This is a genomic window from Piscinibacter lacus, from assembly GCF_016735685.1.
GTDB classification, from domain to species: domain Bacteria; phylum Pseudomonadota; class Gammaproteobacteria; order Burkholderiales; family Burkholderiaceae_C; genus Aquariibacter; species Aquariibacter lacus.
The window spans coordinates 1,160,508-1,172,220 of the sequence record NZ_JAERRA010000001.1 but is presented as its reverse complement, the minus strand read 5'-3'; the positions used below and the strand labels follow the sequence as shown (position 1 = coordinate 1,172,220).

The 11,713-nt window shown below is 70.9% G+C and carries 11 protein-coding genes; 6 read left to right on the top strand and 5 right to left on the bottom strand.

Features of this window, described 5'->3' with window-relative positions; genetic code table 11:
• Window positions 1–62 precede the first annotated feature (62 nt).
• Window positions 63–1,013, top strand: a complete 951-nt coding sequence (locus JI742_RS05380) for a glycoside hydrolase family protein (RefSeq protein ID WP_201824579.1) — start codon at window positions 63–65, stop codon at window positions 1,011–1,013.
• On the opposite strand, the gene JI742_RS05375 is transcribed toward JI742_RS05380, so the two are convergent.
• Complete coding sequence (locus tag JI742_RS05375) at window positions 980–1,948, bottom strand: tRNA dihydrouridine synthase (RefSeq protein WP_201826407.1); 969 nt, start codon at window positions 1,946–1,948, stop codon at window positions 980–982. The genes JI742_RS05380 and JI742_RS05375 overlap by 34 nt on opposite strands.
• A 141-nt stretch (window positions 1,949–2,089) precedes the next feature.
• On the opposite strand from JI742_RS05375, the gene JI742_RS05370 reads away from it, so the two are divergent.
• The 5 genes from JI742_RS05370 (at window position 2,090) to JI742_RS05350 (ending at window position 7,660) form a co-directional block, all read left to right on the top strand.
• Complete coding sequence (locus JI742_RS05370; protein ID WP_434057643.1) at window positions 2,090–2,563, top strand: FKBP-type peptidyl-prolyl cis-trans isomerase; 474 nt, start codon at window positions 2,090–2,092, stop codon at window positions 2,561–2,563.
• A gap of 219 nt (window positions 2,564–2,782) precedes the next feature.
• Window positions 2,783–4,189, top strand: a complete 1,407-nt coding sequence (locus tag JI742_RS05365) for a PEP-CTERM sorting domain-containing protein (RefSeq protein ID WP_236676939.1) — start codon at window positions 2,783–2,785, stop codon at window positions 4,187–4,189.
• Window positions 4,190–4,539: 350 nt separating this feature from the next.
• Window positions 4,540–6,036, top strand: coding sequence for a ricin-type beta-trefoil lectin domain protein (locus JI742_RS05360; RefSeq protein ID WP_201824577.1), 1,497 nt, complete (start codon window positions 4,540–4,542; stop codon window positions 6,034–6,036).
• A 70-nt stretch (window positions 6,037–6,106) separates the two neighbouring features.
• On the top strand, window positions 6,107–7,174 hold the full coding sequence (locus JI742_RS05355) for an endonuclease/exonuclease/phosphatase family protein (protein ID WP_201824575.1): 1,068 nt from the start codon (window positions 6,107–6,109) through the stop codon (window positions 7,172–7,174).
• A gap of 90 nt (window positions 7,175–7,264) precedes the next feature.
• The gene (locus tag JI742_RS05350; RefSeq protein ID WP_201824573.1) at window positions 7,265–7,660 is read left to right on the top strand and encodes a hypothetical protein; all 396 of its coding nucleotides are present in this window, start codon (window positions 7,265–7,267) and stop codon (window positions 7,658–7,660) included.
• A 77-nt stretch (window positions 7,661–7,737) separates the two neighbouring features.
• On the opposite strand, the gene JI742_RS05345 is transcribed toward JI742_RS05350, so the two are convergent.
• The 4 genes from JI742_RS05345 to JI742_RS05330 all read right to left on the bottom strand — a co-directional run bounded on the left by JI742_RS05345 (window position 7,738) and on the right by JI742_RS05330 (window position 11,693).
• Complete coding sequence (locus JI742_RS05345) at window positions 7,738–8,154, bottom strand: hypothetical protein (RefSeq protein WP_201824572.1); 417 nt, start codon at window positions 8,152–8,154, stop codon at window positions 7,738–7,740.
• 60 nt (window positions 8,155–8,214) lie between these two features.
• Window positions 8,215–10,149 (bottom strand): ABC transporter ATP-binding protein, encoded by a 1,935-nt coding sequence (locus JI742_RS05340; protein WP_236676796.1) that lies wholly within the window; start codon window positions 10,147–10,149, stop codon window positions 8,215–8,217.
• An 80-nt stretch (window positions 10,150–10,229) separates the two neighbouring features.
• Complete coding sequence (locus JI742_RS05335; RefSeq protein ID WP_236676795.1) at window positions 10,230–10,799, bottom strand: thioredoxin family protein; 570 nt, start codon at window positions 10,797–10,799, stop codon at window positions 10,230–10,232.
• 33 nt (window positions 10,800–10,832) lie between these two features.
• Window positions 10,833–11,693: a quinoprotein dehydrogenase-associated SoxYZ-like carrier gene (locus JI742_RS05330; protein ID WP_236676794.1), complete on the bottom strand. Its 861-nt coding sequence runs from the start codon at window positions 11,691–11,693 to the stop codon at window positions 10,833–10,835.
• Between the last annotated feature and the right edge of the window lie 20 nt (window positions 11,694–11,713).

The following is an 11,713-nucleotide window of genomic DNA, read 5'->3' as shown; positions in this document are numbered from 1 at the left end:
CCAGCCCGGCGCCAGCCGATCCCCTGCCCGCCCCGCCAGCGCCGGCGGGTCGCAGCGTCACGGTGTCGACGCCTGGCTGGGCGCCCTGGACCAAGCGTCTCGACCCGGTGCACAGCGGCCCGTATTCGGTGATCGGCGATCCGAGCGTGCGGCTGGAAGGCGGCCTGCTGCGCATGGTCTACAACTGCTACGACATCCAGCGCCAGCGCGGCGCGATCTGCCTGGCCACCTCGCCGGACGGCATCACCTGGACCGATGCCGCCACCGGCGACAGCCAGTTGCCCGGCCGCATCCTCAAGACCCGCGCCGGGCAATTCGACGATGCGCACGAGACGCCGACGATCGTCCGCTTCCGCGGCGAGTACCTGCTGTACTTCACCGCCTACCGGGACCGCGGCGGCTTCTTCAACTCGATGCCGGCGTCCTTCGGTCTGGCCACGTCCGCCGACGGCCTGCGCTTCACCTTGGCCAACGGCGGCCAGCCGGTGATGCAGGTCAGCCCCGGCAGCCACGACAACGACACCATGAGCAGCCCGAGCCTGATCGAGTACCAGGGCAAGTTGCTGATGTTCTACACGGCCTACTGCTTCACGAACTGCCAGAAGGGCTACGGGGTGACGGTGCTGGCGGCCAGCTCCAGCGACGGCCGCAGCTGGACCAAGATCCCGACGCCGGTGCTGACCCGGGCCGATGTGCCGCATGCCAAGGACGGCGCGGGCGAGGTGGAGATCGTACAGGGGCCGGACGGGCTGTACTACCTCTTCCACAGCCTGCTGCAGGGCGACCAGGGCCACGAGATCGGCATCGCCCAGGCGCCGACGCCCTACGGGCCGTGGACGATCAATCCGCAGCCCATCGTCCGCAAATCGGCCAGCGGCTTCGACGACATCGGGCCAATTGCGCCGTCCGTCGTCTTCGCCAACGGCAAGGCGCGGATGTGGTTCCACGGCTTCAGCCGGGCCCGCACCATCCGCATCGGCTACGCGGAGGCGCCGCTGCCGCTGCGCCGCTGAGCGGCCTCGCCCAGCACCCGCGCGGCCACGGCCGCCGGGTCGTTGAGGGTGCGGACGGCGTCGTAGAGCGACTGCGCCGCCGGATGCACGCGGCGCAAGTAGTTCAGCCATTGCTTGAGCCGGCCGGCGCGGTGGCGCGCCTCGATGCGCGCGTTCACGCACTGCCAGAAGTGGGCGATCTGCGGCTGCAAGGCATCCCAGCCCAGGGGCGGGGCAAGCTGGCCGGCATCGGCGGCACGCAGGGCGCGGGCCAGGCAGGGGTCGGCGACCAGGCCGCGGCCGAGCATCAGGTCCAGGCCGCCGGCTTCGGCGCGGCAGCGCCGCGCGTCGTCGACGGTCCAGATCTCGCCGTTGGCGACCACCGGCACGGCCACCGCAGCGCGCACCTCGGCCACCCGCTGCCACCAGGCCGGCGGGCGGTAGCCCTGGGCGCGGGTGCGGGCGTGGACGACGATCTCGGCCGCGCCGCCGTCGGCCAGGGCCTGGGCGCAGGCCTCGGCATCGCGGTCGTCGTCATAGCCCAGGCGCATCTTGGCCGAGACGGGGCGGTCCGCCGGCACCGCGCGCCGCACCGCGGCGACGATGGCCCGCAGGCGCTCGGGCTCGCGCAGCAGCATGGCGCCGCCGCCATGGCGGTTGACCACCTTGGCCGGGCAGCCGAAGTTCAGGTCGATGCCCTCGGCACCAAGCTCGATCAGCCGGGCCGCGTTCTCGGCCAGGCACGCCGGGTCGGAGCCCAGCAACTGCGGCCGCACCGTCACGCCCGCCGGCGTGCGCGAGCCCTGGGCCAGTTCGGGCACGATGCGCAGGAAGGCCTTGGGCGGCAGCAGGGTGCCGGTGACGCGGATGAACTCGCTGACGCAGCGGTCCAGGCCGGCCGGGCCGTCGAGCCGGGTCAGGGTGTCGCGCAGGGTCACGTCGAGCAGGCCCTCCATCGGGGCGAGCAGCAGGCGGGGGCGGGGGCAGGAGGAGGCATCGGGCACGGGCCGGATTGGACCCGATGCCAGGGTTTGGCCGAGCGACGATGATCCAGCCCTTTTTCGTCCACCCCTTTCCGGAGACTGTTTGTGAATCTGCTGTCCCTGTGCCGTCCCGCCCTGAGCGGCCTCCTCCTGCTCGGCGGCCTGGCCCCCGCCCTCGCCCAGGCGCCGATCGCCTCGGCCGCCGCCGTCGAGGCGGCCAAGGAAGCCGGCGCCGTGGTGCGCGAAAGCGGCCTGGTCTTCCTCTCGCTGCAAGAGGGCAAGGGCCCCAAGCCCACGGCGCGCGATGTCGTGACCGTGCATTACCGCGGCGTGCTGGCCGACGCCGGCCCGCGCAAGGGCGAGGAGTTCGACAGCAGCTACAGCCGCAATCAGCCCGCCTCCTTCCCGCTGCAGGGCGTGATCCCCTGCTGGACCGAGGGCCTGCAGGGCATGGCCGTGGGCGGCAAGGCCCGCCTGACCTGCCCGCCGCACATCGCCTACGGCGCCCGCGGCGCCGGCCGCGGCGTGATCCCGCCGAATGCGACGCTGACTTTCGAGGTGGAACTGCTGGCCATCGGCGGGCGCTGAAGCCGCGGTCCGGTCCGCCAGGCGGGGCGGGCAGCCGGCCGCCGGGGTTGCGCGCCCGGCGGAGCGACTCGCCCCCCCTGATGGGGAGCCTCCCCCATCGTCGGGACGACGACGAGACAGGGGCCGTCTAGATTTTGTCCATGGTCCTGTGGACGGCCACAGACCATCCCGGTCAGGGCTTGCCCTCGCAAGCTACCGGGCCCCCGAACCTTGCGGAGCATGGACATGAATCATCGAAGCATTTGGCGAACGGGACTTGCCGGCTTGCTCGCCGGTCTGGTTCTCGGAGGCGCAGCGGCCAGCGCCCACGCGGGCGGCATCATCACCTACGGAGAGACCAGCCTCGGCGTGAACGAAGAGGGTCATCTGAATTTCTTCGGCGAGGGGCCAGGCGGCGGCCTGACCTATGGCGTCTTCCGCGCGGGGGTGGGCGACGCCATTTCCCCGGGCTGCCTTTGCGAAGGCTGGGGGGTTTCGGCCGACACCTCCGGCGGCAGCTTCTCGACCTGGGCCAGCATCGACAACGGAGGCATCGGCAACATCAGCGGCGGCAGTTTCGGCGTCAGCGGCAACCAGGCGCTGTCGAATGTGCAGTCTTCCGTCCTGCCCATGGACATCCGCCACAACTTCGGTCCCTCGCTGGCTGCCGATGTGTTCCAGGTCTCGGTCACCCTCACCAACACCAGCGCGACCGAAAGCCTTTCGAACGTCACCTACCGGCGCTCGATGGACTGGGACGTGCCGCCCTCGACGTTCAACGAGTACGTCACACACCGCGGCGTCGAGGCCAATCTGGTGAGCAATGGCGGCAATGTGCTGTACGCCAGCGACAACGGCTTCGCGTACTCCTCACCGCTGAACCCCGCGGGGCAGATCCTCGGGGGGACGGTCAACACCGACTTCACCGACAGCGGACCTGCCGATCATGGCTCGGTGTTTGATTTCTCCTTCGGCACCCTGGCCCCGGGCGAATCGCGCAGTTTCAACATCTTCTACGGCTCGGCGCCGGACGAGGCTGGCGCGCTTGATCGCCTCAACACCTTGAATGCCGATGTCTATTCCCTGGGGCAGTCTTTCCCCAATGCCGAAAGCGGCGAACCGGCCACCTTCCTGTTCGCCTTCGGCGGGGTGGGCGGGGTGGCACCCGGAGCCACCGAAGAGGTGCCAGTGCTTCCCTTCGTGACCGGACCGGGCGAATTCACCTTCATCGATCCCACGCCACGCCTCTGGTTCGACCCGCCCTTTGCCGAGGGCTTCGAATACGAGGTGATCGGCGGGGAATTCCTGGAGGTCATGGTGCCGAGCGCGGCCTTCGGTTTCGGGCCGCTTGACGTGCTGGTCGGCGGCATGATCGTGGCCACCCTGGACCCGGGCGAAAACTACCTCTTCGGCCCCGGAGTCACGAACTTCAGCATCGTCGGCTTCACGCTCGACACGGCCGCGCCGGGTTTCGCGACGGCCTTCCCGACCTTCCTGGACTTCACCCCCGGCGTGACCTCGATGTCGATGACCGCCATCCTCAGCGTGCCGGCCGTGCCCGAGCCGAGTGAATGGGCCCTGATGCTGGCGGGCCTGGGCGTGGTGGCCTGGTCGACCCGGCGGCGGAAGCCTGCCGTCCCGGCCTGATTCGGCGCATCTCGCCACCGACTGGCCCGCCTCCCCGCCCGGCCTCCGCATGCGCGGAGGCCGGGCTTTTTCATGGGCGGTCGGCGGCCTTCCGCACGGACGGGTAAAGGTTTTGCTCGGCTCGGCCGATGAGCACCCTGAGGGTCTTCGACCGCGCAGGCGACGAAATGATTTGTCTCGTGCTGGCAAGCCCCAATACGTGGTCATTCAGCGTCGAAACCCGACATGTCATCAGGTAATCAGATGTAAGTGATGTCAATCGTGGCGCCCGAGGGCCGAAACCGGGCCATGGCCCGGGTGAGCGGGCCCCCGCCGTCCCGAGTCCTTGCCCAGCTTGTCACGCATATCCCATGAACCACCCTGTCCTGCCCCGGAAACTCGCGTCGGCTGCCTTGTTCTGGCTTGCGCTGGGTGCCCCCATCGCCCAGGCAAACGAGATCGGCGGCCTGGAGGTCTTCAACCTTCAGCGGCCCGATCTCTGCCTCCAGTCGCAGCAGACCCCGCTGGGTGCCGGCGCGCTCCTGAACGTCGGCCCCTGCAATGGCAGCCTGGCCAGCCAGAACATGGCGCTGCTGCCGAACGCCAATGGCAGCTACCAGTTGAAGTACGGCGGCTACTGCGTCGGCACGGCCGCCCTTCCGGCGGGTGTCGGCAGCGGCCTGCAATTGCAGGTCTGCAACGGCAGCGCGCAGCAAACCCTCTACATCGACGGCAACACCGGGCGCTTCATCCCGGTCAGCGCCCCGAGCCTGGTGCTGGACCTGCACGGCGGCAACTTCAGCGAGGTGCGCTTTTGGACCGACGGCGGCGGCGCCAACCAGCGCTGGAGCCTGCGTCCGCGCAGCGCGGCGCCGAGCAGCGGCAGCGCGATCAGCGATGGCACCTGGCAGACCGTCAGCACCCCGGGCTGGGCGGCCTGGTCGAAGCGGCTCGCGCCGGTCTTCAGCGGGCCTTATGCAGCCGTCGGCGACCCGAGCGTCATGCGCGTCGGCAGCGAGCTGCGGATGACCTACAACTGCTACGACATCGTCCGCCAGCGGGGCGCGATCTGCCTGGCGCGTTCGAGCGACGGCCTGAGCTGGAGCGATGTCAACACCGGCGACACCACCCTGCCCAGCCGCCTGATCGCCACCCGGCCGGGCCAGTGGGACGATGCCCACGAATCCGCGGTCATGGTGAAGTTCAAGAACGAGTACCTGCTGTACTACGTCGGCTACCTGGACCGCGGCGGCTTCTTTGCCTCCTTCCCGGCCGAGGTCGGCCTGGCCACCTCGACCGACGGCATCCGCTTCACCCGCGCCAACGGCGGCAAGCCGGTGCTGAAGACCACGCCGGCCGGGCATGACCACGATGCGATCAGCAGCCCGAGCTTCGTCGTCTACAAGAAGGAGCTGGTGATGCTGTATTCGGCCTACTGCTTCTACAACTGCCCCAAGGGTGCGGGCGTCACGCTGATGGCCGCCACCTCGAAAGATGGCCGCAACTGGACCAAGCGCAGCACGCCGGTGCTGAGCGCAGCCAACTTCCCCGGGGTGAAGGATGGCATCGCCGAAGTCGACGTGAGCCAGGGCCCCGATGGCCGCTACTACCTCTTCTACACCCGCCTGCACGGTGAGCTGGGCCATGACATCGGCGTGGCCCAGGCCAGCAGCCCCTTCGGGCCCTGGACGATCAACCCCGAGCCCATCCTGCGCAAGTCGGCCAGCGGCTTCGACAACATCGGCCCGATCGCACCCAGCGTGATCTTCGAGAACGGCAAGGCGCGCATGTGGTTCCACGGCTTCGCCACCAACCGCACCGCGCAGATCGGCTACGCCGAGGCCCCGCTGCCGATGCTGCGGCCCTGAGGTCTCCCCGGGTTCCGGGCGAGGAGGGGCCGGCCAGAATGGCCGGCCCCTCCTGCTTCGTCCCGCCCCGATGGCCACCCTCCAGCGTCCGCGCCGCAACACGCCGCTCAGCTTCGCGAGCTGCAACCTCTACAACCTGAACCTGCCCGGCCGCGCGCTCTACGGCCGGCCGGGCTGGACCGAGGCCCAGTACGCCGCCAAGATCGCCTGGCTGGCCCAGGCCCTGCGGGGCGTGGATGCCGATGTCTGGGGCTTCCAGGAGCTCTGGCATCCCGAGCCGCTGCAAGCCGCCTTCCGCGCGGCCGGCCTCGACGGCGACTACCAGCTCATCACCCGCCCCGGACTGAACGGCCAGGGCATCGCCTGCGCGGCGGCCGTGCGCCGCAGCCTGGCGATCGATCCGCAGGCCGAAGCATCGCTGGCCCCCGTGTGGATCGACCGCTTCCCGCCGCAACTGCAACTGCGCAGCGGCGGGGACGACCCGCAGAGCCCCGCGATCGCGCTGACGATCAAGGGCTTCTCGCGCCCGGTGCTGCGGCTGGCCCTTCGGGTGGCGCCCGGCTTGCCGCCGGTGGAGGTGCATGTCGCGCACTTCAAGTCCAAGGGGCCGACCGCCGTGGGCAGCGAGGCCTGGTTCCGCGCCGACCCCGCAAGCTACGCCCCGCATGCCGAAGCCCTGGGCAGCGCGATCTCCACCATCCGCCGCAGCGCCGAGGCCGCCGCACTGCGCGTGCTGCTGACCGAGCGCATGAAGGCCGAGGGCCGGCCGACGGTGGTGATGGGCGACCTGAACGACGACCGCCTGAGCAACACCCAGGCCATCCTCACCGGCCAGCCCGACCTGCTGCTGCGCGCCGACAGCAAGGGCGGCAGCGCCACCGGCCTCTATGCCACCGAGCTGATGGAGGGCCAGCGCAGCCTGCGCGATGTGAGCTACACCTACATTCACCAGGGCGAGCACGGCTCGCTGGACCACATCCTCGTGTCGCAGGCCTTCTACGACCGTTCGCGCCAGCGCCTGTGGCGCTTCGAGGGCATGCGGGTCTACAACGATCACCTGAACCTGGACGACCATGCCGCGACGGGCACCCCCGACCACGGCATCGTGCAGGCCCGCTTCGCCTACGACCCGGCCTGACCACCGGGCCGGGCAAGCCGGGGTAAGCCAGGAGCAACCTTCGGTGCTCCGGCCGACTCCACCCGCGCTCCGACCTCAGGGCACATCACGATGAAGCTGCTTTCCTCCCTCGACCGGCGCCTGCTGCCGGCGCTCGCCCTTGGCGGCCTGCTTGGCCTGGCCGGGGCGCAGGCGGCGCCGGCCGGCGATGCCGGGCCGCAACTGATCGGCCGGCTGGGCAAGGTGGCCTACTACCTGGTGCCGCCGGAACAGGCCACCGACCGGGCCTGGTACGACCGTGCCATCGCCAGCGTCTGCGAGGCAAGCGAAAGCTGCTTCGTCCGCTTCTACACCAACAGCCAGGGCGTGACGCCCACCCTGCCCCTGCCCGAGGCCATCGAGCGCGAGCCGACCGTCATGTTCCAGCGCTCGATCAAGCACGGCGGCCAGCTCTTCCGCTGGAGCTGCCGGCTGGCGCGTTCGAACAATCCGGCCGACTGCTTCTGAGCGGCTGGGCGGCCGCACGGGCCCCCGCCCGGGCAGCGCCGGGCAAGGGGGCGAGCGACGCGGTCGCGCGCCTCGGCTCAGTCAGCGAAGACCGTCTTGACGATGCGCCAGGCCTGAGGCTGCTCGCTGGTCACCGAACAGCCCAGGGGCTCGGCCTCGGCGCCGGGCTTGAGCTCGGAGCGCGAACGGTCTCCAGTCGGCCGGCCGGCAATCGTGCGCTCCAGCCACACCCGCACGGTGCGGCTGGGATGGGTGTTGCGGATCAGCACCTGCACGCCATTGCGGATGACGCAGTTCGAGGTGAAGTCCTTCTCGAAACTCAGGTAGCTCTCGGGCAGCGCCGGGTCGGATGCCGCCGGCGCCGCCGGGGTGGCGGCCTCCTGGGCCGCGAGCGGCCCGGCCAGGGCGGCCAGCAGGATGAGGCCGGGCAGGCAGCGGTCAAGGCGCCGGTGGGGGCGGATGGCGGAAAGGTGACGGGCGGCGGGCAGGGACATGCGGGGGCTCCGGTCGGACGGGCTGGGGCTCAGGCAGGGATTCGAAGGGCGGCGGCAGGTTCAGGGCTGGGCGACCCGATCGCGCGGCGGGGTGGCCTCCGGCGCCTCGGCATCGTCCTCGCCGAGGAAGCCGCCGCTCTGGTGCGCCCAGAGCCGCGCATAGAGCCCGCCGCGCGCCAGCAGGCTGCGGTGGTCGCCGGTCTCGACGATGCGGCCCTGGTCCATCACCACCAGGCGGTCCATCGCGGCGATGGTCGACAGGCGGTGCGCGATCGCGACCACGGTCTTGCCGGCCATCAGCTCGCCGAGGCTGGCCTGGATGGCCTGCTCGACCTCGCTGTCGAGCGCGCTGGTGGCCTCGTCGAGCAGCAGGATGGGCGCATCCTTGAGCATCACCCGGGCGATGGCGATGCGCTGGCGCTGGCCGCCGCTGAGCTTGACGCCGCGTTCGCCCACCTGGGCGTCGTAGCCGCTGCGGCCCTTGGCATCGCGAAGCTGGGCGATGAAGCCGGCCGCCTGCGCGCGCGCGGCGGCGGCATGCAGGGCGGCCTCGTCGGCGTCGGGGCGGCCGTAGAGGATGTTCTCGCGCACCGAGCGGTGCAGCAGGGCGGTGTCCTGGGTGACCATGCCGATCTGCGCGCGCAGGCTGTCCTGGCTGACCCCGGCGATGTCCTGGCCGTCGATCAGGATGCGTCCGCCTTCCAGGTCATAGAAGCGCAGCAGCAGATGCACCAGCGTGCTCTTGCCGGCGCCGGAACGGCCGACCAGGCCGATCTTCTCGCCCGGGCGGATGTGCAGGTCGAAGTCCTGCATGCGCAGGCCGCGGCCGGCCGCACCGGGCTCGGCCGCGCGGCCGTAGCTGAAGGCCACCCGCTCGAAGACGATCTCGCCGCGCTGCACGTGCAGGGCCGGGGCACCGGGCCGGTCGACCACGCTGTGCGGCCGCGACAGGGTGTTCATCGCATCCTGGGCGGTGCCGATGTGCTCAAAGAGCGAGGCCGTCTCCCACATGATCCAGTGCGACATGCCGTTGAGCCGCAGCGCCATCGCCGTGGCCGCGGCGACCGCGCCCAGGCCCACCGCCTGCTGCGTCCACAGCCACAGCGCGGTGCCGGCGGTGCCGCCGATCAGCAGCATGCTCAGGCCGTGGTTGACGATCTCGAAGCCGGTCACCAGCCGCATCTGCCGGTGCACGGTGACGAGGAAGTCCTGCATCGCGCCGCGTGCATGGCCGGCCTCGCGCTGGCCGTGCGAGAAGAGCTTGACGGTGGCGATGTTGGTGTAGGCGTCGGTGATGCGGCCGGTCATCAGCGAGCGCGCATCGGCCTGGGCCTGGGCCGCGCGGCCCAGCCGCGGCACGAAGTAGCGCACCGCCAGCAAGTAGGCGGCCAGCCAGACGGCGAAGGGCAGCAGCAGCCAAAGCGCCAGGCCGCCGAGCACGCCGACGATGGTGGCGAAGTAGATCGTCACGAAGACCAGGATGTCGCCGACGATGAAGACCACGTCGCGCACGGCCAGCGCGCCCTGCATCACCTTGGTCGCGATGCGGCCGGCGAACTCGTCGCCGTAGAAGGCCAGGCTCTGGCCGAGCATGCGGCGGTGGAACTGCCAGCGCAGCCGCATCGGGAAGCTGCCCGCCAGGGTCTGCTGCTTGATCGCAACCTGCAGGGCCACCACGGCCGTGCTGGCCAGCAGCAGGCCCGCCAGGCCCAGCAGCAGTTCGCCGTGGGCGGACCAGAGCTGGCCGCGATCGACAGCGGCCAGCAGGTCGACCACCTGGCCCATCAGGCCGAAGAGCCAGGCCTCGAAGGCGCCGATGCAGGCCGTCAGCAGCACCATGCCGGCCAGCCAGGGCCGCATGCCCTGGGTGCCGGCCCAGATGAAGGCGACGAGGGTCTCGGGGGGACGCGGCGGCGGGCTGGCGGGATAGGGATCGACGCGGGATTCGAAGGCCTGCATCAGGCGCGTCGTCCAGCGGGTTCGGGGCTCGGGCATCCCGCCTTTGTAGCCGGCTTTGGCGACACGGCGGCCGGCACGGGCATGCCGGCCCGCCACGGCCGGGGCGAGGCCGCGGCTCACTGCACGAGCTGCAGCACCTCGATCTGCTCGGGCACGGTCTCGAAGGTGCCGGCGCCGGCCGGCATCTGCATCAGCGGCTGGCCCTGGGCATCGAGCAGCCAGACGCTGGGGTAGACAAGCTGGCGCGCCCGCTCGTCGCCGATGGCTTTCTGGAACTCGGCATAGGGCAGGCTGCCGAGGGTCGGGGTCTTGAAGCGCAGCTCGCGCACCGGCACGCGCAGCGAGCTGCGCAGGTCGACCAGCAGGTAGGGCGAGAAATGCGACTTCAGCGCCTCGTGGTTGGCGGCCAGGAAGGCCTCGTAGCGGCGGCAGTAGGCGCAGTCGTCGGCACTCAGGTAGACGTAGAGCCGCTTGCCCTCGGCCCGGGCGCGGGCCAGGGCGGGGCCCAGGTCGAACTCGGCGCTGCGCGGCAAGGTGGCCGGCTGCTGGACCATGGCGCCGTAGGCCGCGGGCAGGCCGTGCGGGCGGGCCGCCCCGGCGACGCCCGCCCCGGCGAGCAGCGTGGCCCCCAGGGTCAGCGCCGTGGCCTGTTGCAGGAGGATGCGGCGGGCAGGAAGGTGGGACATGGGGGGCTCCGGCGGGCGGTGGGCAGGCCCGGCTCAGGCCAGGGCAAGCTGGCCGCGGAAGCGGCCTTCCTTGGTGTCCTCGACCTCGGCATTCAGGCGACCGCCGGGCCGGGCCATCAGCTTGAAGCGCAGGCTGGGGTTCTCGCTGAGCGAGAAGCCGACCTCGGCATTGAACAGCGCTTCGCCGTCGTAGCTGACCTTGATCAGGCGCACATAGTGCGGCGGGATGTACATCACCGTGATGTGGTTGAGCTCGAAGCCGGTGTCGTTCGGATGCACGACCGAGACCTCGGCCGGCGTCGGCCCGTCGGCCTTCAGGCCCTCGGGCAGGCGGAAGACGGTCTTGCCGATGTTGTGGAGCTGGTCGCGGTTGGGCGGTGCCGAGCAGCCGCCCGAGACCTTGCAGTAGCGCGAATCCATGTGCAGGCTGCCGTCGGACAGCTCGCTGACGACGCGCACATGGCCGTATTCGTCCACGCGCAGCCGGGTCTCCAGATCGGCCTGGCCCATGCGCGGGCTCATGTCGAGCACGGCCGCGATGGGCGCCGGGTTCTTGTCGACCAGCAGGGTCATGCGCTTGACGTGCAGGGCCTCGGTCTGCGGCAGCTTGGACAGCACCTTGACCGGCACCGAGGCGCCGAAGGCCGCGCGTAGCGGCACGATGAGCTGCACCTTGCTGGCCTCGCCCGCGGCAATCGGCTCACGCCCCCACAGCTTGGCGCGCAGCTCTTCCCACTGCGGCGAACTGTCGGCATGGCCGACATTGCTCGGCAGGCCGCCGGGCGCGGCGCGCACCGCCGGGCCGCTCAGGCCCAGCGCGCCCAGGCCGGCCAGGGCCATGCGGCGCGACATCGGGCGGCCATGCGTGGAGGAAGAAAACGCGTCCGAGGACATGGGGGCTCTCCGTGAAGGCG

Excerpts from the sequence above, each read along its gene's own strand:
- JI742_RS05365 (WP_236676939.1), top strand. The coding sequence starts at position 2,783 with ATGGACATGAATCATCGAAGCATTTGGCGAACGGGACTTGCCGGCTTG.
- JI742_RS05340 (WP_236676796.1), bottom strand. The coding sequence starts at position 10,149 with ATGCCCGAGCCCCGAACCCGCTGGACGACGCGCCTGATGCAGGCCTTC.
- JI742_RS05360 (WP_201824577.1), top strand. The coding sequence starts at position 4,540 with ATGAACCACCCTGTCCTGCCCCGGAAACTCGCGTCGGCTGCCTTGTTC.
- JI742_RS05350 (WP_201824573.1), top strand. The coding sequence starts at position 7,265 with ATGAAGCTGCTTTCCTCCCTCGACCGGCGCCTGCTGCCGGCGCTCGCC.
- JI742_RS05335 (WP_236676795.1), bottom strand. The coding sequence starts at position 10,799 with ATGTCCCACCTTCCTGCCCGCCGCATCCTCCTGCAACAGGCCACGGCG.
- JI742_RS05375 (WP_201826407.1), bottom strand. The coding sequence starts at position 1,948 with ATGGAGGGCCTGCTCGACGTGACCCTGCGCGACACCCTGACCCGGCTC.
- JI742_RS05355 (WP_201824575.1), top strand. The coding sequence starts at position 6,107 with ATGGCCACCCTCCAGCGTCCGCGCCGCAACACGCCGCTCAGCTTCGCG.
- JI742_RS05330 (WP_236676794.1), bottom strand. The coding sequence starts at position 11,693 with ATGTCCTCGGACGCGTTTTCTTCCTCCACGCATGGCCGCCCGATGTCG.
- JI742_RS05345 (WP_201824572.1), bottom strand. The coding sequence starts at position 8,154 with ATGTCCCTGCCCGCCGCCCGTCACCTTTCCGCCATCCGCCCCCACCGG.